17 protein-coding genes and 2 pseudogenes are annotated in these 15,292 nt (G+C 71.1%); 12 read left to right on the forward strand and 7 right to left on the reverse strand.

What is annotated here, in order from left to right; all coding sequences use genetic code 11:
* Positions 1-213 precede the first annotated feature (213 nt).
* The 4 genes from ACZ499_RS28905 (at position 214) to ACZ499_RS28920 (ending at position 3,827) form a co-directional block, all read left to right on the forward strand.
* The gene (locus ACZ499_RS28905) at positions 214-1,179 is read left to right on the forward strand and encodes an ABC transporter substrate-binding protein (protein ID WP_468406368.1); all 966 of its coding nucleotides are present in this window, start codon (positions 214-216) and stop codon (positions 1,177-1,179) included.
* Between the two features lie 72 nt (positions 1,180-1,251).
* Entirely contained in the window at positions 1,252-2,193 is a 942-nt protein-coding gene (locus ACZ499_RS28910) for an amino acid ABC transporter permease (RefSeq protein WP_468406370.1), read from the forward strand.
* Positions 2,190-2,951: an amino acid ABC transporter ATP-binding protein gene (locus ACZ499_RS28915; RefSeq protein ID WP_468406372.1), complete on the forward strand. Its 762-nt coding sequence runs from the start codon at positions 2,190-2,192 to the stop codon at positions 2,949-2,951. Before ACZ499_RS28910 ends, ACZ499_RS28915 begins: the two co-directional genes overlap by 4 nt.
* A gap of 222 nt (positions 2,952-3,173) precedes the next feature.
* On the forward strand, positions 3,174-3,827 hold the full coding sequence (locus ACZ499_RS28920; protein ID WP_468679226.1) for a CGNR zinc finger domain-containing protein: 654 nt from the start codon (positions 3,174-3,176) through the stop codon (positions 3,825-3,827).
* A 17-nt stretch (positions 3,828-3,844) separates the two neighbouring features.
* Here ACZ499_RS28920 and sodX read toward each other — a convergent pair.
* Positions 3,845-4,192: pseudogene (sodX, locus tag ACZ499_RS28925) on the reverse strand (nickel-type superoxide dismutase maturation protease); the annotation flags it as partial.
* Between the two features lie 106 nt (positions 4,193-4,298).
* Here sodX and sodN point away from each other — a divergent pair.
* From sodN to ACZ499_RS28960, 7 genes and pseudogenes are all read left to right on the forward strand, one after another.
* Entirely contained in the window at positions 4,299-4,694 is a 396-nt protein-coding gene (gene sodN / locus ACZ499_RS28930; RefSeq protein WP_361386951.1) for a superoxide dismutase, Ni, read from the forward strand.
* Positions 4,695-4,819: 125 nt separating this feature from the next.
* A pseudogene (locus tag ACZ499_RS28935) lies at positions 4,820-5,358 on the forward strand (NUDIX hydrolase).
* A gap of 155 nt (positions 5,359-5,513) precedes the next feature.
* Positions 5,514-6,392, forward strand: coding sequence for a helix-turn-helix domain-containing protein (locus ACZ499_RS28940; protein ID WP_468679227.1), 879 nt, complete (start codon positions 5,514-5,516; stop codon positions 6,390-6,392).
* Positions 6,393-6,615: 223 nt separating this feature from the next.
* The gene (locus tag ACZ499_RS28945) at positions 6,616-8,202 is read left to right on the forward strand and encodes a hypothetical protein (RefSeq protein ID WP_468679228.1); all 1,587 of its coding nucleotides are present in this window, start codon (positions 6,616-6,618) and stop codon (positions 8,200-8,202) included.
* Entirely contained in the window at positions 8,202-8,759 is a 558-nt protein-coding gene (locus tag ACZ499_RS28950; RefSeq protein WP_468679229.1) for a hypothetical protein, read from the forward strand. The genes ACZ499_RS28945 and ACZ499_RS28950 overlap by 1 nt, the downstream gene beginning before the upstream one ends.
* Before the next feature lie 14 nt (positions 8,760-8,773).
* Complete coding sequence (locus ACZ499_RS28955) at positions 8,774-9,418, forward strand: hypothetical protein (RefSeq protein WP_468679230.1); 645 nt, start codon at positions 8,774-8,776, stop codon at positions 9,416-9,418.
* Positions 9,419-9,428: 10 nt separating this feature from the next.
* On the forward strand, positions 9,429-9,836 hold the full coding sequence (locus tag ACZ499_RS28960; protein ID WP_468679231.1) for a VOC family protein: 408 nt from the start codon (positions 9,429-9,431) through the stop codon (positions 9,834-9,836).
* A 9-nt stretch (positions 9,837-9,845) separates the two neighbouring features.
* Here ACZ499_RS28960 and ACZ499_RS28965 read toward each other — a convergent pair whose 3' ends face one another.
* The 4 genes from ACZ499_RS28965 to ACZ499_RS28980 all read right to left on the reverse strand — a co-directional run bounded on the left by ACZ499_RS28965 (position 9,846) and on the right by ACZ499_RS28980 (position 12,388).
* A complete protein-coding gene (locus ACZ499_RS28965; RefSeq protein WP_468679232.1) occupies positions 9,846-10,202 on the reverse strand; it encodes a GntR family transcriptional regulator in 357 nt (118 codons plus the stop codon).
* Positions 10,202-11,167: a DUF1648 domain-containing protein gene (locus tag ACZ499_RS28970; protein ID WP_468679233.1), complete on the reverse strand. Its 966-nt coding sequence runs from the start codon at positions 11,165-11,167 to the stop codon at positions 10,202-10,204. Before ACZ499_RS28970 ends, ACZ499_RS28965 begins: the two co-directional genes overlap by 1 nt.
* Positions 11,168-11,310: 143 nt before the next feature.
* Positions 11,311-11,754, reverse strand: coding sequence for a DUF6304 family protein (locus ACZ499_RS28975; RefSeq protein WP_468406392.1), 444 nt, complete (start codon positions 11,752-11,754; stop codon positions 11,311-11,313).
* A gap of 58 nt (positions 11,755-11,812) precedes the next feature.
* Positions 11,813-12,388: a dihydrofolate reductase family protein gene (locus tag ACZ499_RS28980; RefSeq protein ID WP_468406394.1), complete on the reverse strand. Its 576-nt coding sequence runs from the start codon at positions 12,386-12,388 to the stop codon at positions 11,813-11,815.
* A gap of 140 nt (positions 12,389-12,528) precedes the next feature.
* Between ACZ499_RS28980 and ACZ499_RS28985 the strand changes: the two genes are divergently transcribed.
* The gene (locus ACZ499_RS28985) at positions 12,529-13,101 is read left to right on the forward strand and encodes a TetR/AcrR family transcriptional regulator (RefSeq protein WP_468679234.1); all 573 of its coding nucleotides are present in this window, start codon (positions 12,529-12,531) and stop codon (positions 13,099-13,101) included.
* 35 nt (positions 13,102-13,136) lie between these two features.
* Here the strand turns inward: ACZ499_RS28985 and ACZ499_RS28990 are convergent, their stop codons facing one another.
* Positions 13,137-13,763: a GNAT family N-acetyltransferase gene (locus tag ACZ499_RS28990; RefSeq protein WP_468679235.1), complete on the reverse strand. Its 627-nt coding sequence runs from the start codon at positions 13,761-13,763 to the stop codon at positions 13,137-13,139.
* Between the two features lie 395 nt (positions 13,764-14,158).
* Positions 14,159-15,190, reverse strand: coding sequence for a family 2 encapsulin nanocompartment cargo protein polyprenyl transferase (locus ACZ499_RS28995; RefSeq protein WP_468679236.1), 1,032 nt, complete (start codon positions 15,188-15,190; stop codon positions 14,159-14,161).
* Positions 15,191-15,292 lie beyond the last annotated feature (102 nt).

Here is a 15,292-nt window from a genome sequence, read left to right on the forward strand (position 1 = left end):
AAAGGTAAAACCCGCACATGGTCCGGCCTTGATGTACCGGCCCGTTGGGGTTGGGGGGTGACCCGTTATCCGATTTTGACATGCGTGCCCCCCTGATTCCGCAGGTCCGAATGGCAAGATGCCGACACAACACGGTCGTGTCGCCCAAGGACGGGCACCACGGCCCACTGTTCACTCACTGGCCACTCCATCACCCGCCGGAGGAACCCGACCATGACCGCAAGCACCACCCGTCGTACGACCGCCGCCTCGTCCCGGATTGCCGCGGTCGGCGCGATCGCGGTCGCCGGTGCCCTGCTGCTGACCGGCTGCGGAGACCAGACGAAGAGCAAGGACAAGGACAGCGGCGCCAGCTCGGCAGGCACCAGCAACGCCCCGCTCTTCTCGAAGCTGCCCAAGACCATTCAGGACAAGGGCGTCATCAAGGTCGGCTCGGACATCGCGTACGCCCCTGTTGAATTCAAGGACAAGGACGGCAAGACCGCCGGTATCGACCCGGATGTGGCCGATGCCCTGGGCAAGCAGCTGGGCGTCAAGTTCCAGTTCGAGAACGGCACCTTCGACACCCTGGTCACCGGCCTGCGCGCCAAGCGGTACGACATGGCCATGTCGGCCATGACGGACACCAAGGACCGCCAGAACGGCATCGACTCGGAGACCAAGAAGAAGGTCGGCGAGGGCGCCGACTTCGTGGACTACTTCACGGCCGGTGTCTCGATCTACACTCCGAAGGGGAAGGACCAGGGAATCAAGACCTGGGACGACCTCTGCGGCAAGAAGATCGTGGTGCAGCGCGGCACGGTCTCCGAGGACCTCGCCAAGAAGCAGTCCGAGAAGTGCGGCGACAAGGGCAAGATCTCGATCGAGGCCTTCGACACCGACCAGCAGGCCCAGACCCGGCTGCGCTCCGGCGGCGCCGACGCCGGCTCCTCGGACTTCCCGGTCGCCGCGTACGCGGTGAAGACCTCGGGCGGCGGCAAGGACTTCCAGATCGTCGGCGAGCAGGTCGAGGCCGCTCCGTACGGCATCGCGGTCTCCAAGGACAACACCCAGCTGCGCGACGCCCTCAAGGAGGCGCTCGACGCGATCATCAAGAGCGGTGACTACGACAAGATCATCGCGAAGTGGGGCGTCGAAGCCGGCGCCGTGAAGGAAGCCAAGGTCAACGGCGGCGTCTGATCCTCCCCGCTCCCGGCTCCCTCCGCCCCGTCCCCGGGCGGAGGGGCTGAAGGCTTCTGAAAGGCAACACCCGTGACTGTTGACGTCAACAAGACGGAGCCGGCGGACACCCCGCCCCCCGCCGCTCCGGAGAGCATCAAAGCGATCCCGGTCCGCCACTACGGACGCTATGTCTCCGCGCTGATCGCGCTCGCCCTGTTCGCCGCGATCATCTACGCGTTCAGCCAGGGCAAGATCAACTGGGGCGCCGTCCCGGACTACTTCTTCGACGACCGCATCGTCGACGGCGTCGGCCAGACCCTGCTGCTGACCGTCCTGTCCATGGCGATCGGCATCGTGGGCGGCATCCTGCTCGCCGTGATGCGCCTGTCGAAGAACCCGGTGACGTCGTCCATCTCCTGGTTCTACATCTGGTTCTTCCGGGGCACCCCGGTCCTGGTCCAGCTGATGGTCTGGTTCAACCTGGGCCTGGTCTTCGAGTACATCAACCTCGGCCCGATCTACAAGGACTACTGGTCCTCGTTCATGACGCCGCTGCTCACGGCGCTGCTCGGGCTCGGGCTCAACGAGGCCGCGTACATGGCGGAGATCTGCCGGGCCGGTCTGCTGGCGGTCGACGAGGGCCAGACCGAGGCGTCCCACGCGCTCGGCATGAGCCACTCCAAGACGCTGCGACGGATCGTGATCCCGCAGGCGATGCGCGTGATCGTGCCGCCGACGGGCAACGAGGTCATCAACATGCTGAAGACCACCTCGCTGGTCTCGGCGGTGCAGTTCTACGAGCTGCTGCGGCAGGCCCAGGACATCGGCCAGACCTCCGGTGCCGCGGTGGAGATGCTGTTCCTGGCGGCGGCCTGGTACCTGATCCTGACCACGGTCTTCTCGATCGGCCAGTACTACCTGGAGCGCTACTACGCCCGCGGCGCCAGCCGTGCGCTCCCGCCCACCCCGTTCCAGCGGATCAAGGCCAATCTGGCCCTGCTCCGTCGTACCCCCAAGGCGGTGACCCGATGACCGCCATGGTGAAGTCCGAAGGCGTGCACAAGTCCTTCGGCGCGACCGAGGTCCTCAAGGGCATCGACCTGGAGGTGGCCGAGGGCGAGGTGTTCTGCCTGATCGGCCCGTCCGGCTCCGGCAAGTCGACCTTCCTGCGGTGCATCAACCACCTGGAGAAGATCAACGCCGGCCGGCTGTACGTGGACGGCGAGCTCGTCGGCTACCGCCAGAAGGGCGACAAGCTCTACGAGCTGAAGGACAGCGAGGTCGCGCTCAAGCGCCGCGACATCGGCATGGTCTTCCAGCGCTTCAACCTGTTCCCGCACATGACGGCCATGGAGAACGTCATGGAGGCGCCGATCCAGGTCAGGGGCGAGTCCAAGGCCGTGGTGCGCGAGCGGGCGCAGAAGCTGCTCGACCGGGTCGGCCTGGCCGACAAGGCGCGCAACTACCCCTCGCAGCTCTCCGGCGGCCAGCAGCAGCGCGTGGCGATCGCCCGCGCGCTGGCCATGGAGCCGAAGCTGATGCTCTTCGACGAGCCGACGTCCGCGCTCGACCCGGAGCTGGTCGGTGACGTCCTGGACGTCATGCGCGGCCTCGCCGAGGACGGTATGACCATGATCGTGGTCACCCACGAGATGGGCTTCGCGCGCGAGGTCGGCGACTCGCTGGTCTTCATGGACGGCGGTGTGGTGGTCGAGTCCGGCCATCCGCGCGACGTCCTGACCAACCCGCAGCACGACCGGACGAAGTCGTTCCTGTCGAAGGTGCTTTAGCGCTCCGCGGGGACGCTGTTGTCCGGCTGCGGGCCGGCTGTGGCTGGTCGCGCAGTTCCCCGCGCCCCTTATGGGGCGCGCCAGGTCCCGAAAGGGGCGGTACAGGGCCTACTCGGCCTGTACCGCCCCTTTCGCCTGTGGCCGACTTCGTACCCGGAGGACACTTCGCCGTAATACCCTCGAAGGGCGCCCAGCCGTTACTGCCCGCCGTAAGGACTACATGTGGAACTGGCCTATTACTCGGACTATGCCGTGCGCCTGGTCAACACCGAGGAGCCGGCCCGTAACAAGGATGCCCTCACGTCGGTCGAGGTGATCCGGGAGCTCTTCGGCTCCGAGTCCACCACGGCCCGCCGGGCGACCGACGCGGACGTACCCCGGCTGCGGGCGGTCCGGGCGAGGCTGCGTGCGGTGTTCGAGGCGGCGGACGCGGGCGAGGAGGTCCCGGCGGTGGACCTGCTGAACTCGCTCCTTCTGGAGTTCCCGGTCAGCCCGCAGATCTCCGGGCACGACCACCGGGACGAGGACGACAGCCCGCTGTGGCACATGCACCTGGCCGACCACACCTCGAACGCGACCGCGGGCTACGCGGCGCTCGCGTCGATGGGCCTGGCCTTCCACCTCACCGAGTACGGCGTCGACCGCCTCGGCCTCTGCCAGGCGGCGCCGTGCCGCAACGCCTACCTGGACACCTCCACCAACCGCTCCCGGCGCTACTGCTCGGACCGCTGCGCGACCCGGGCGAACGTGGCCGCCTACCGCGCGCGCAAGCGCCTGGAGACCGACCGGTCCGCGAACACCGGCCGCACCGCCGAGACCGCCCAGGAGAGCAGCACCCCGGGCGAGCGCCGACGCCCGGGCATCAGCGGCCGGTAGCGGGCGCGCACCCGCCCTAGCACCAGCTCGCCGGGAACGGTGCCGAAGGCCCGGCTGTCGACGACCTCGTCGTCGGGGTTGTCGCCGAGCACCCACCACCCGCCCTCGCGCAGCTCGATCAGCCTCTTGACGATGAGCAGATCCTGCTGGAGCGGATGCCGCAGCACCGCGATGTCACCCGCCCGGAGCTCGGTCCCGTAGTGCACCAGCAGCTGATCGCCGTGGAGCAGCGTCGGCACCATGGAGGTCCCCGTCACCTCCGCGATCCCCAACGGCACCTTCGGCTCCCGCCCCTGATCCGTCATCCGCCACCCACCTCCCGGTACCCGGTCCACACCCACGGTACGTTCCGCCACGAGTCCCATGGTGACCCCGGACTTTTGTCCTAAGCCCCCGGGGGCACTCGCGAAAACGGGTCCCTCACCGAGTAATGTCCCACCTGAGAAGACGATCACGAGGAAGGACAGCTCAATGCTTTCCCGCCTGTTTGCCCCCAAGGTGAAGGTCAGCGCCCACTGCGACCTGCCCTGCGGCGTGTACGACCCGGCCCAGGCCCGTATCGAGGCCGAGTCGGTCAAGGCCGTCCAGGAGAAGTTCCAGGCCAACGAGGACGCGCACTTCCGTGCGCGTGCCGTGGTCATCAAGGAGCAGCGCGCGGAGCTCGCCAAGCACCACGTCTCGGTGCTCTGGAGCGACTACTTCAAGCCCCCGCACTTCGAGAAGTACCCCCAGCTGCACCAGCTGGTCAACGACACCCTGAAGGCCCTCTCGGCCGCCAAGGCGTCGACGGACCCGAAGACCGGCGAGAAGGCGCTCGAACTCATCGCTGAGATCGACCGCATCTTCTGGGAGACGAAGAAGGCGTAACGCCCCTTCGCCATCCCGGCAGCAGTACATGGCAGCACCCGGCATCCGCGCGGAGCCGGGTGCTGTCGGCTTTTCCCGCCCGAGTGACATGCTGGAAGCCGCGTCGGTGAGAGGGAGTCGGGCCCATGCGGTGGACCGTCCATGGTGAGCGGCAGATCTACGGCAACCGTGGGTCAACCTGTGGCTCGTGGAGGTCCAGCAGCCCGACGGGCGCCGCTGGGAGCACCATGTCGTACGCATGCGGCACCTGGCGGTGGCGGCGGTGGTCGATGACCGCAAGCGCGTGTTGATGATGTGGCGGCACCGGTTCATCACGGACACCTGGGGCTGGGAACTGCCCATGGGGCTCATCGAGTCCGACGAGACTCCGGAGCAGGCCGCGGCCCGGGAGGTCGAAGAGGAGACGGGCTGGCGGGTGGAGGCCATGAAGCCGCTGGTGTACGCGCAGCCCGCGAACGGCATCACCGACTCCGAGCACCACCTCTTCCGCGCCGACGGCGCCACGTACGCGGGCCCGCCGACAGAGGTGAACGAATCGGACCGGATCGAGTGGATCCCGATCTCACAGATCCGGGGAATGATCGACCGCCGGGAGATCGTCAGCAGCGGCAGTCTGGTCGGCCTGCTCTATCTCCTGCTGAACGAGGCCGAAGCACGCGGCTAGCCGAGAGCCTCCCGCATCCGGTGCTCGAACGCGATCACCTCCCCGAGCCGGGCCAGAGCCCGTCCCGGCTGGGTATGAAGGAGTGGGCACGCAGAATCCGACGGCCGCGCACCCAGGGGACCACGGGGGGTACGGGCCGGACAGGGGGAGGACTCTTGGGGCTCCACGTCGCGTGTGGGGGGACCGTCGCCCGGGCCGGGGTCGACATCGCCCGGGCCGGGAGGCTGTGGCGGGTCACCCGGGCCTGGCATCCGGGGCTGCGGCCCTTCCTGCGCAGTTACGCCGGGTACTGGGACTCGGGGCTCTCGCCGTACGAGGTGCGGGTCGTGCCGACCGGGCGGGCCGTCGTGGTGATCAACCTCGCCGAGCCGTTCGCCCAGGTGCGCCGGATCGGGGCGCCCGGCACGGGCAGCGGGCGGATCGGCTCGCTGGTCGTGGGGCTTGAGGACAGTCCCACGCTGTGCGGGCACCACGGCGGCCAGGAGGCGATCCGGCTGGAGCTGACGCCACTGGGCGCGTACCGCCTGTTCGCCCTGCCCATGGGCCAGTTGGCCCAGCACGTGGTCGAACTCCACCACATCCTGGGCCCCGGCGCCGAGCTGCTGGTGGAGCGGCTGGCGACCACCCACGACTGGGCCGAACGGTTCGACCTGCTGGACGGTGTGCTGCTGGACCGGCTCGGCCGCGGCCCGGACCCCGCGCCGGAGGTCGGCCACGCCTACCGGCTGCTCGCCCGTACCGCCGGGACGATCCCGGTCGCCCGGTTGAGCGACGAAGTCGGCTGGAGCAAGGGGTACCTGATCCGCCGGTTCACCGAGCAGATCGGGCTCACCCCCAAGACGTACGGCCGGGTGCTGCGCTTCGACCGCGCCGTGCGGATGCTCGCCCGCGGCGGTGCCACGCCGGCCGAGACGTCCGCCGTCTGCGGCTTCTACGACCAGGCCCACCTCAACCGCGAGTTCCGTGCCCTGGCCGACACCACACCCGGCCGGATGCTGCAGGCCCGCCGGGTGGAAGGGGCCCTCACTCTCTGACTCTCTGACCCTCTGAGGGAGAACGCCAAGGGAAGACGCCAAGGGAAGACTTCAGGCGTGCGAACACCGGCACTGCGAACATTGTGTTCGCAAGGTGAATTTTCTCCAAGACCCGTACGGCCGCCGCCGCTAGGGTCCACCCTCGCTGGTGGTGGTCCGGGAGGGACGCCCGGCGCCCAAGTGGCGCGAGCGTCGCACCCACCGACTCGGGGCAGGGGGCTCAATGACAGCGACGGGACCGGAGCGCGGCGACGGGGAGGCCACCCGGCTGCTGTGCGCGGGCGTCTACTTCGACAGCGACTTCCGCCGCCGGGTGATCGAGGAGCTGGTCCAGCACGAGGAGCGCCCGATCGCCCTCTCGCTCGGCATCGACGCGCTGCCCGTACTCGCGCACGCGCTGCGCGCACGCCGCCGGGAGGCCGAGACCGCGCTCGCACTGCTGTGCCTGTGGGGCGTGTTCATCGGGCTCGGGGTGGCCGGGATCGGTTCGGCGACGGTGTTCCCCGTACCCGGCTGGCTGGCGTACGCCGTCGTCTGCCTCGTCTTCGGGAGCGTGCGCGCCGGGTCCGGGCTTGGCCTCGCGGTGTTCACCCTCGACCGCACCATGGTCAGGCAGGCCAGCCGCGGACGGCTGCGGATGCTGCTGCCGCTGATGCCGTTCGTGGTGGCGGTCGTCTATTGGGCGGGCGCGCTGTACACGCTCTTCAGCGGCGCCGACGGCTGGACGGGCGTGGTGTTCCCGCTGCTGCTCGCCCTCCCCGTCTGGGCGTACCGCGCCCATGTCACCGGCGTGATGCGCAAGGAGCTGGGCGGCCGGTCGTTCGCCCGGTGCCCCCGCCCGGCGCTGCCGTACCGCTACCGGCGGATCGGCGAGGCCATCGACCGCGAGCAGCACGCCTCGCTCACGATCTACGACCCGTTCCGGCCGTTCATCGGCGCCGGGCGGCCGTACGACGAGCAGTGGTCGCTGGTGATGGAGCTGAAGCGGCGCAGGGGCGCGGCGCCCGAGGCCGGGCCGCTCACCGGACGCGAGGTCATCGACCTCATCAAGCCGCAGCTGGAGGCCCTGCGCACCTCGGCCGCGGCCACCAGCCGCGACCGGCTGCGCGCGCTCGAAGTGGACGAGTTCGTCTATCTGCCGACCGGGGTGGCCCGCTGGATGGTCGCCTACGACCGGCCGACGGTCCGGCGGCACCTGGACGAGGCCGTGGGCGAGGGCGGCGAGGCGCGCCGGCACTTCCTGCGCATCCGGATCGGGACGTGGGACGAGCAGGTCGTGGTCTCGGTGCTGGTGCGCGTCCACACCCAGGGCGGGATGCTGGTCCTGGAGGTGGTGCCGCACGTCCTCACCCCCGTACGGCTGGAGTTCCGGGCCGTCGACGTGATCGAGGCGCGCGGCGAGGGCGATGTCCTGCGGGACACGGTCCGCGGTCTGCTCGCGGCGCCTACCGCGAACTTCGCCGCGACGACGTCCCTGATCAGCACGGCCGTCGCCGAGTTCCGCACCTGGCTGGCGAACCCCCGGCACGCCCTGCCGGACGGACCGGCCACGTCGGTGCGGGAGTTGGGGAGCACGGACGATCTGTCGGTGTTCCAGGACATGGACGTCAAGCGGTACGTACGGACGGTGCAGGACCAGATCGCCGGCGGGGTGCGCGAGGCCCTGCGGGCGAAGGACTACGAGACGGGCGACTTCGAGCAGCAGATCGTCAACGTGAGCGGGGGCGGGGTGTTCATCGGGGCGATGAGCGGGGGCGCCGTCGCGACGGGGGAACGGTCGTCGGCGTCGCACATGGAAGGCGGGAAGTGATGGCGGTGGACGAGGAAGGCCGGGAGACACCGGAGACGCCGGAGACACCGGACGGGGAAAGGGGCGCCGGGGGTTCGCCGTCCGGTGGCATCTCCATCGGTGTGATGACCGGCGGCGCGGCGGCGGCCGGGCCCCGCGCGTCCGCCGAGGACCGCTCGCGGCGTACGGGGACGCCGCCGCCCCCGTACGCGGGTGCGGCCCCGCCCACCGGCGTCCCCGGCGGCATCGGCATCGGGGTGATGACGGGCGGCGCGGCCGCGGCGGGCGAGGACGCCCGGGCCGTGGACGCCTCGGCACAGCTCCTCGACGCGCCTCCCGAACTTGCCACTGCCGTACGGACGTTGCGCGAGCACCTCGGCATGCTCCGGCCGACACCGGAGATCGCCGAGCTGGACGCCGGGCTGAGCGAGCTCGACCAGGCGATGGCCGGTACCGGTCAGGTGCGGCGCGACCGGCTCCAGTGGCTGCGCGACCGGCTGACCCTCGGCGCGACGACCGCCGCGGGGCTCGCCTCGGCCGCGGCCGTCGTCGAGACCATCGTCCAACTGACTGGCTGAGAAGCGCGGGTGACATGAGCTACTGGGACGCGGACGCACAGCGCTGGGTGCAGGGCCCGACGGCCACCGCGGGCGACGGGGGACCCGGGCAGCCGCCCCCGGACGACGGTCTGCGGCGCATGCTGATCGTGGTGTTCGTGGCGGTGGTGCTGTGCGCGGCGGCGGGCACCGGCATCTGGGCGCTGGCGCGCGACACCGGAGGCGCCGGCCCCGCGTCGCCGCCCTACCTCCCGGCCCCGGGCATCGCGACGGACACGGCGACGGCGACCCCCGGGTACCCGGACACGGCGTTCCCGACGACCACGGACGAACCGACCACGGCCGCCGGGCCGACCACCGACACCACCGACACCACCGGCCCGTCCACCGCCCCGGGCCCCCAGGGCACGATCACGGCCTACTACGACGCCCTCAACAGGGGTGACTACGAGACCGCGTGGAGCCTCGGCGGCAAGAACCTCACCACCAGCTACTCCGACTACGCCGCGGGCTTCGCCGACACCCGGCGGGCCGACGTCACCGTCCTGTCCGTCCAGGGCGACACCGTCTCCGTGGACATCAACGCCCGTCAGCGGGACGGCAGTACGCGCGGCTACACGGGTACGTACACCGTGCGCAACGGCGAGATCACCGGCGCCTCGGTCCGCCAGACGGGGTAAATTCGGGGCCATGGCACCTCTTGAACCTCCGTACACCCGGCTCCTGGTGGAGCGTTACGAGTCGACCTTCCGCTTCTACGCGGCCGTGCTGCCCAAGCTGAGCGGGTGCTCGCTGGCGCGGGGGACCGAGGGGTCGGGGTATGCGAGTTGGGACGACTGCGAGGGGCGTACCGCGTTCGCGCTGTTCTCCCGGGCCGCGATGGCCGCGGCCGTCGGGGAGGAGAACGTGCCCGTGGGGGCGTCCGTCGTCATCCGTGTGGACGGGCCCGGGGCGCTGGACGCCGGGGTCGAGCTCTGCACCTCCGCCGGCGCCACCGTGGTCGCCCCGGCGCAGGACCGGCCGCAGTGGGGGCCGACCCTGCGGGCCGCCCATCTGCACGACCCCGACGGCAATCTGGTGGAGCTGCAGACGTACTGAGGCAACAGGTCAGTGGAGGCCCGTGCGGACCAGGTCCACCAGCTCGTCCTCCGTCAGGCCCAACCGCCGTGACTCCTCCACCAGTTCGCGTACCCGTACAAGCAGCCCGGCCCGGGCGCGGGACGAGGTCGCCCCGACCACCACCGCGCCCCGGCCCCGCCGCAGCTCGATCAGGCCCTCCTCGCGCAGGCGCTGGTAGCCGCGCAGGACCGTGTGGACGTTGACGCCCAGCGAGTCGGCGAGGACGCGGGCCGCGGGCAGGCGCTCGCCCGGCTCCACCGCGCCGTCGGCGATCGCGCGGCGCACCGACGCGGCGATCTGGTCGCCCAGCGCCACCGCGGACGCCGGGTCCACCCGGAACAGCATCAGCGCACCGCCGCCCGGTCGGCCAGCGTGTTGAGCAGGGCCGCGGCCGTCGCGGAGTCGGACACCGTGACGGCGAACTCGCGCCCGCTCGCGCGCCGCACCACGATCGCCTCGCCCGAGCGCAGGATCAGGCCCGAGCGTCCGGGGCGCACCCGATAGCCCCAACCCCCGTACTCCGAGAGCGCCTTCACCTCCCGGCTCACCGCCCGGTCCACCTCCGCCAGCGGTATCCGCACCCGAGGCCAGGGCAGCACCGTCGGGCGGGTGGTCAGGCCGTGCCGGTCCACCGTCACGTACGGGCAGGAGCAGGCGAGGATGAGCAGCCCGCACGCCAGCGGCGCGGCGGCGCGCCCCCAGCCGTACACGTACGTCAGCGCGCCACCGAAGACGAGCAGCGCCACGCCGACCGCGCACAGCGTCCGCGACGGGGCGCGTCTGGCCCAGCCCGCCACCTCGCCCTCCGCGAGGTCGAGCCGCTCGACCGTGCCGGGGCCGGGGGACGGCACGACCGCGGGGAGGTCGAGGAGCCGCAGCAGCTGCGCCCCGGCGCCCGCGGCGAGCGCGGCCACCGCGAGGCCCGCCGCGAGCTGCCACAGCGGCAGCCGGACCTCGCTGCCATCGGCTGCGTCGAGGTTGGCGTACAGCGCGGCCGCCATCAGATAGCCGGTCAGGCCCGCCGTCGCGTACCCGGCGCCGATCATCCAGCGCGCCCCGCGCAGCGCGAAGTCGGCGGTGGCCGCGATGACCGCCCAGACGGCGGCGAGCCCGACCGCGAGACCGATGTTCACCACCACGTACGCGCCCCGGTCCGCATAGCCGTCGGCGGTGCCGCCGCCGCTGAAGTGGGTGGCCAGGCGCGTCGGCAGCCGGTCGCGCAGGGCGGCGAAGAGGAGCAGGTCGACGGCGAGCGCCAGCAGGAACGGCAGCACGACGACGGCCACCAGGCGGTATCGGGCACGGTTCATCGAAACCTTCATTGTTCGCACAGTAGTAGAACAATGTGGCCGTGGGGAACGCCAACTGCGGTTCCTTGACGGCTTTCTGACGGAAACGCGAAGAAGAAAGCGGCCGTCCGTACCTGGTCTCGGTACGGACGGCCGCGCCCGGGTCAGATGGTTTCGAGGACGGACGGCTGGAGGTGTGCCCCGTACGGGAGCTGGCGGCGGATGTCGTCGAGGACCGACGCGAAGTCGACCTCGGCGCTCCCCGAGGCGTACACCGCTCCCCCCAGGTGCAGCGCGAGCCCCAGATCGGGCTCGGGCGGCTTGAGGGAGAGCAGGCAGCTCAGGGTGGCGTGGTGGACCGCGCCGTCGTCGGAGGCGACCGGTACCGGCATGTCCCATTCCAGGACGAAGTCGCACAGGGTGCCGCCGTCGAGCGCGAACGGGCCCCCCGTCGGTATGCCGGGCACCGGGCCGAGCGAGTCGAACCCGGCTCCGGCGAAGTCGACTCCCCTGATACGGGTGTGCAGTTGGGTCCCGTCGGCGGTGATCGTCAGCGCTTCGGATCCATGGCGGTCTCGGTACCAGCCCGCCCAGGACTGTGTGGTCATGGGCGGGAGATTAGCGGCGCAACCTGCTGTTCGTCACAGGGTGTGACCGAAATGGGAGTTAGCGCTTCCTTGTGTAAGTGGTCACGACTGTACCGTTTTCGAAGGAACGGCTGTCCGTCGGCACGAAGGAGCGGGGCGTGAACTCCGCCCGGAACAAGGGGATTCCAGCACCCGCCACGACCGGATAGCTCTTGATCACGAGCTCGTCGATCTCGTCGACGAGCTGCCCGGCGAGGTCGGCGCCGCCGCACAGATAGATGCCGAGGCCCTCCTGCCGCTTGAGCTCACGGACGTACGCGACCGGGTCGCCCGAGACGACCTCGACGGCCGGGTCCGGGGACTCGCCGAGGCTGCGCGAGAAGACGATCTGGCGCAGATGGGCGTACGGGCTGGTGAAGCCCTCCTTGAGGCCGGGCTCGTACGCCCCGCGACCCATCACCACGGTGTCGTACCGCCGGTTGGGCGCCTCGTCGACGCCCAGGGCCCGGCGGGCACCGGTCGGCAGGGTCTCGGGGAAGTCGGCGGCCATGAAGCCGAACAACTCCTCACTCAGGGGATAGAAGTCGTACGACCCGTCCGGGGCGGCGATGAAGCCGTCGAGGGTGAGGGCGATGTAGTACGAAAGCTTGCGCAAACTGGCCTCTTCGGCTCGGGGGGTGGTCGGTCGATCAACCACTTCGAGTAAAGTACTTTGTATGTAGTGGTTACGCAAGGGCCTTTGGTCGCGGACTTTCGAAGAGGCCGCGGGCTTTCGAAGAAGCAGGAGGAGCTCGGATGGTCAGGAACCCGGAACGCAGAACCGCTCTCGTGGACGCGGCGATCGAGGTGCTGGCGCGCGAGGGAGCGCGCGGGCTGACCTTCCGCGCCGTCGACGCCGAGGCCAAGGTGCCGCCGGGCACCGCCTCCAACTACTTCACCAGCAGGGACGACCTGTTCACCCAGGCCGGGCGGCACATCCACGTACGGATGACACCGGATCCGGCCGAGGTGAGCGAGGCGATGCGGCCCGAGCCCTCGCGGGAGCTGGTCGCCTCGCTGATGCACTGGCTGCTGCGGCGGATCGTCAAGGAGCGCACCGGCTATCTCGCGCTGCTGGAGCTCCGCCTTGAGGCCACCCGCAGGCCGGAGCTCCGGGAGGCGCTGACCGTCGCCATCCGCGCCGACCTGGACGCGAACATCGCGTTCCATCTGGACGCCGGACTGCCGGGCGACGCGGACACGGTACGGCTGCTCTACTTCGCCATGACCGGTCTGCTGGTCGAGCACCTCACCCTGCCGGGCGTGCTCGGCGACGACACGGCCGAGCGGCTGGTGCAGATGGTCGTGGACCGGGTGCTCGGGAGCTGACCCCCGGCCCCGGTCCCCGTACGGTGGTGAATCGTTCAGCCCTGCGGCTCGCGCCACATCGGGTACATCAGCGGGCCGTCCGGCAGCCGCAGCGGCTCACCGAGGTGCGCGAAGCCGAGCCGCTCGTACAGCAGCGAGCTGCGTGCGCTGCTCGCCTCCAGATAGGCGGGCAGGCCCTCCCGGTCGCACCGCTCCAGAACGGGCGCGATCAGCGCGGCCCCCGCTCCCTGGCCCTGGCGGTCCGGGGCGACCGCGATCAGCAGCAGATACGCGTGCGCCCGGCCGTGCGGATGGACGGCGCCGGTGAGCCGTCCGATCAGCTCGACGCGCTCGTTCTCCGGGTCGACGGCGGCCCGCAGCTGCGCCGGGCCGTCCTCCTCGCCGTCCTCGCCGTCCTCCTCCGGCTCGGCCGGGACGTCGATCCACAGGGCCGTCGCCGTGCCGTCCTCGGCGAGGTCGGCGTGGCCCTCGGCGAGCGAGATCTCCAGGAAGGCGCGCATGAGGTGGCGGTGCACCTCGCGGCGGTGCGCCGGGTCAGGGAAGACCCAGCTGCTCACCGGGTCGTCCTGGAACGCCTCGTCGAGGAGGCGCACCGCCGTCTCCACGGCCTTCTCGTCGTCCGGCTCGACCCGCCGTATGCCCGTGCCCGGTCCCGTACCCATGTCGGCCGCCCTTGTCGCGTTCCGTTCATCCTCAACTGATCGGAACGATCCTAGAGTTGGCTCTCCCCGAGTCAGGGAACGAGGGGCCCCGGAGGCGGCCCCGGGGCCCCCAGGGTCTGTCCGGGGGGTCTGGTCGGCACGCGGGGGTCCGGCACGTCCTCCCCCAAGGCCTCAAGGGCCAGGGGGGACCCCCGGCCGCGTTGTCGTCGGTTGCCATGGCTCCGCCATGTCGCCCTCCTCCGCCTTGCAGCATTGGGGTCTCCCCTGCTCGAACGAAGTCGAGAGCTTGGGGAGAAGCACCAGACCCCCGCTCCCCAGCTCCGAAAAGGGAACCCCGCGCCGAAGCCGACCCGATCCGCCGGACAGGCCCTCGGCCCATCCCCCCCTCGGGCCGGTCAGCGGGAGCGCCGGGTCACGAACTCCGCCAGGGCCAGCAGATCGCCCGCCGCCGCGAGGTCCGGGACCGCCCGGGACAGCTGGTCCACCGCCCGGGCCATCCGGTCGGCCGCGTGGATCTGCGCCCAGTCGCGGCCACCCGCCCGGTCCACCGCCCCCGCCGCCCGCCGCACCGCGGCGGCCCCCATCGGGCCCCGGTACAGCTCGGCGAGTTCGGCCGCCGCCGGGGTGCCTGATGTCAGGGCGGCCACCACCGGCAGCGACTTCTTGTGCGAGGCGAGATCGGCGCCGGCGGGTTTGCCGGTACGGCCGGGGTCGCCCCAGATGCCGATCAGATCGTCGATGAGCTGGAAGGCGAGCCCGGCCTCGCGGCCGAATGCGTCGAGCGCGGCCACCTCCTCGGGCCCCGCCCCCGCGTACAGCGCCCCCAGCGAGCAGGCGCACCCCAGCAGCGCCCCGGTCTTGGCCATCGCCATGTCCAGGCACTCGTCCAGGGACACCTCCTGCGGGCCGCGCTGCTCGAAGGCGCAGTCGGCCTGCTGCCCGGCGCAGAGCTCGATCACACAGGCCGCGAGCCGGGCCGAGGCGGCCGGGGCCGCCGGGTGGCCGTCCTCGGCGAGCAGCCGCAGTGCCAGCGCCAGCATCGCGTCCCCGACGATGATCGCGTCGGGGGTGCCGAACACCGTCCACGCGGTGGGCCGGTGGTGCCGGGTGGCGTCCTCGTCGATCACGTCGTCGTGCAGCAGCGTGAAGTTGTGGACGAGCTCCACGGCGGCCGCGGCCCGCAGCGCGTCCTCGGGATCGCCGCCGAGCGCCCCGGCGGCCGCGAGCACGAGCGCGGGCCGGATCGCCTTGCCCGCCTGCCCGGCGGCCGGTGTGCCGTCCGCGTGCTCCCAGCCGAAGTGGTACATCGCGACCCGCCGCATCGAGCCGGGCAACGACTCCACGGTGTCCCGCAGCCGCGGGTTGACCGCCGCCCGGGTCCGCTCCAGCAGATCCACGGCCTCGCGCCCCTCGACGGCTTCCCCCATGACCAACTCGACATTCCTCTCGCCGTGTTCGATACGTGGTGTTCCATACGCCGTGGCCCTCACCCGCGTTCACGCGCCGCGTGCGGTACGCGGTTTCCGGGC

It is taken from the genome of Streptomyces sp. NPDC031265 (assembly GCF_055570295.1).

Excerpts from the sequence above, each read along its gene's own strand:
- ACZ499_RS28905 (WP_468406368.1), top strand. The coding sequence starts at position 214 with ATGACCGCAAGCACCACCCGTCGTACGACCGCCGCCTCGTCCCGGATT.
- ACZ499_RS28915 (WP_468406372.1), top strand. The coding sequence starts at position 2,190 with ATGACCGCCATGGTGAAGTCCGAAGGCGTGCACAAGTCCTTCGGCGCG.
- sodN (WP_361386951.1), top strand. The coding sequence starts at position 4,299 with ATGCTTTCCCGCCTGTTTGCCCCCAAGGTGAAGGTCAGCGCCCACTGC.
- ACZ499_RS28945 (WP_468679228.1), top strand. The coding sequence starts at position 6,616 with ATGACAGCGACGGGACCGGAGCGCGGCGACGGGGAGGCCACCCGGCTG.
- ACZ499_RS28950 (WP_468679229.1), top strand. The coding sequence starts at position 8,202 with ATGGCGGTGGACGAGGAAGGCCGGGAGACACCGGAGACGCCGGAGACA.
- ACZ499_RS28955 (WP_468679230.1), top strand. The coding sequence starts at position 8,774 with ATGAGCTACTGGGACGCGGACGCACAGCGCTGGGTGCAGGGCCCGACG.
- ACZ499_RS28960 (WP_468679231.1), top strand. The coding sequence starts at position 9,429 with ATGGCACCTCTTGAACCTCCGTACACCCGGCTCCTGGTGGAGCGTTAC.
- ACZ499_RS28965 (WP_468679232.1), bottom strand. The coding sequence starts at position 10,202 with ATGCTGTTCCGGGTGGACCCGGCGTCCGCGGTGGCGCTGGGCGACCAG.
- ACZ499_RS28970 (WP_468679233.1), bottom strand. The coding sequence starts at position 11,167 with ATGAACCGTGCCCGATACCGCCTGGTGGCCGTCGTCGTGCTGCCGTTC.
- ACZ499_RS28975 (WP_468406392.1), bottom strand. The coding sequence starts at position 11,754 with ATGACCACACAGTCCTGGGCGGGCTGGTACCGAGACCGCCATGGATCC.
- ACZ499_RS28985 (WP_468679234.1), top strand. The coding sequence starts at position 12,529 with ATGGTCAGGAACCCGGAACGCAGAACCGCTCTCGTGGACGCGGCGATC.
- ACZ499_RS28990 (WP_468679235.1), bottom strand. The coding sequence starts at position 13,763 with ATGGGTACGGGACCGGGCACGGGCATACGGCGGGTCGAGCCGGACGAC.
- ACZ499_RS28995 (WP_468679236.1), bottom strand. The coding sequence starts at position 15,190 with ATGGGGGAAGCCGTCGAGGGGCGCGAGGCCGTGGATCTGCTGGAGCGG.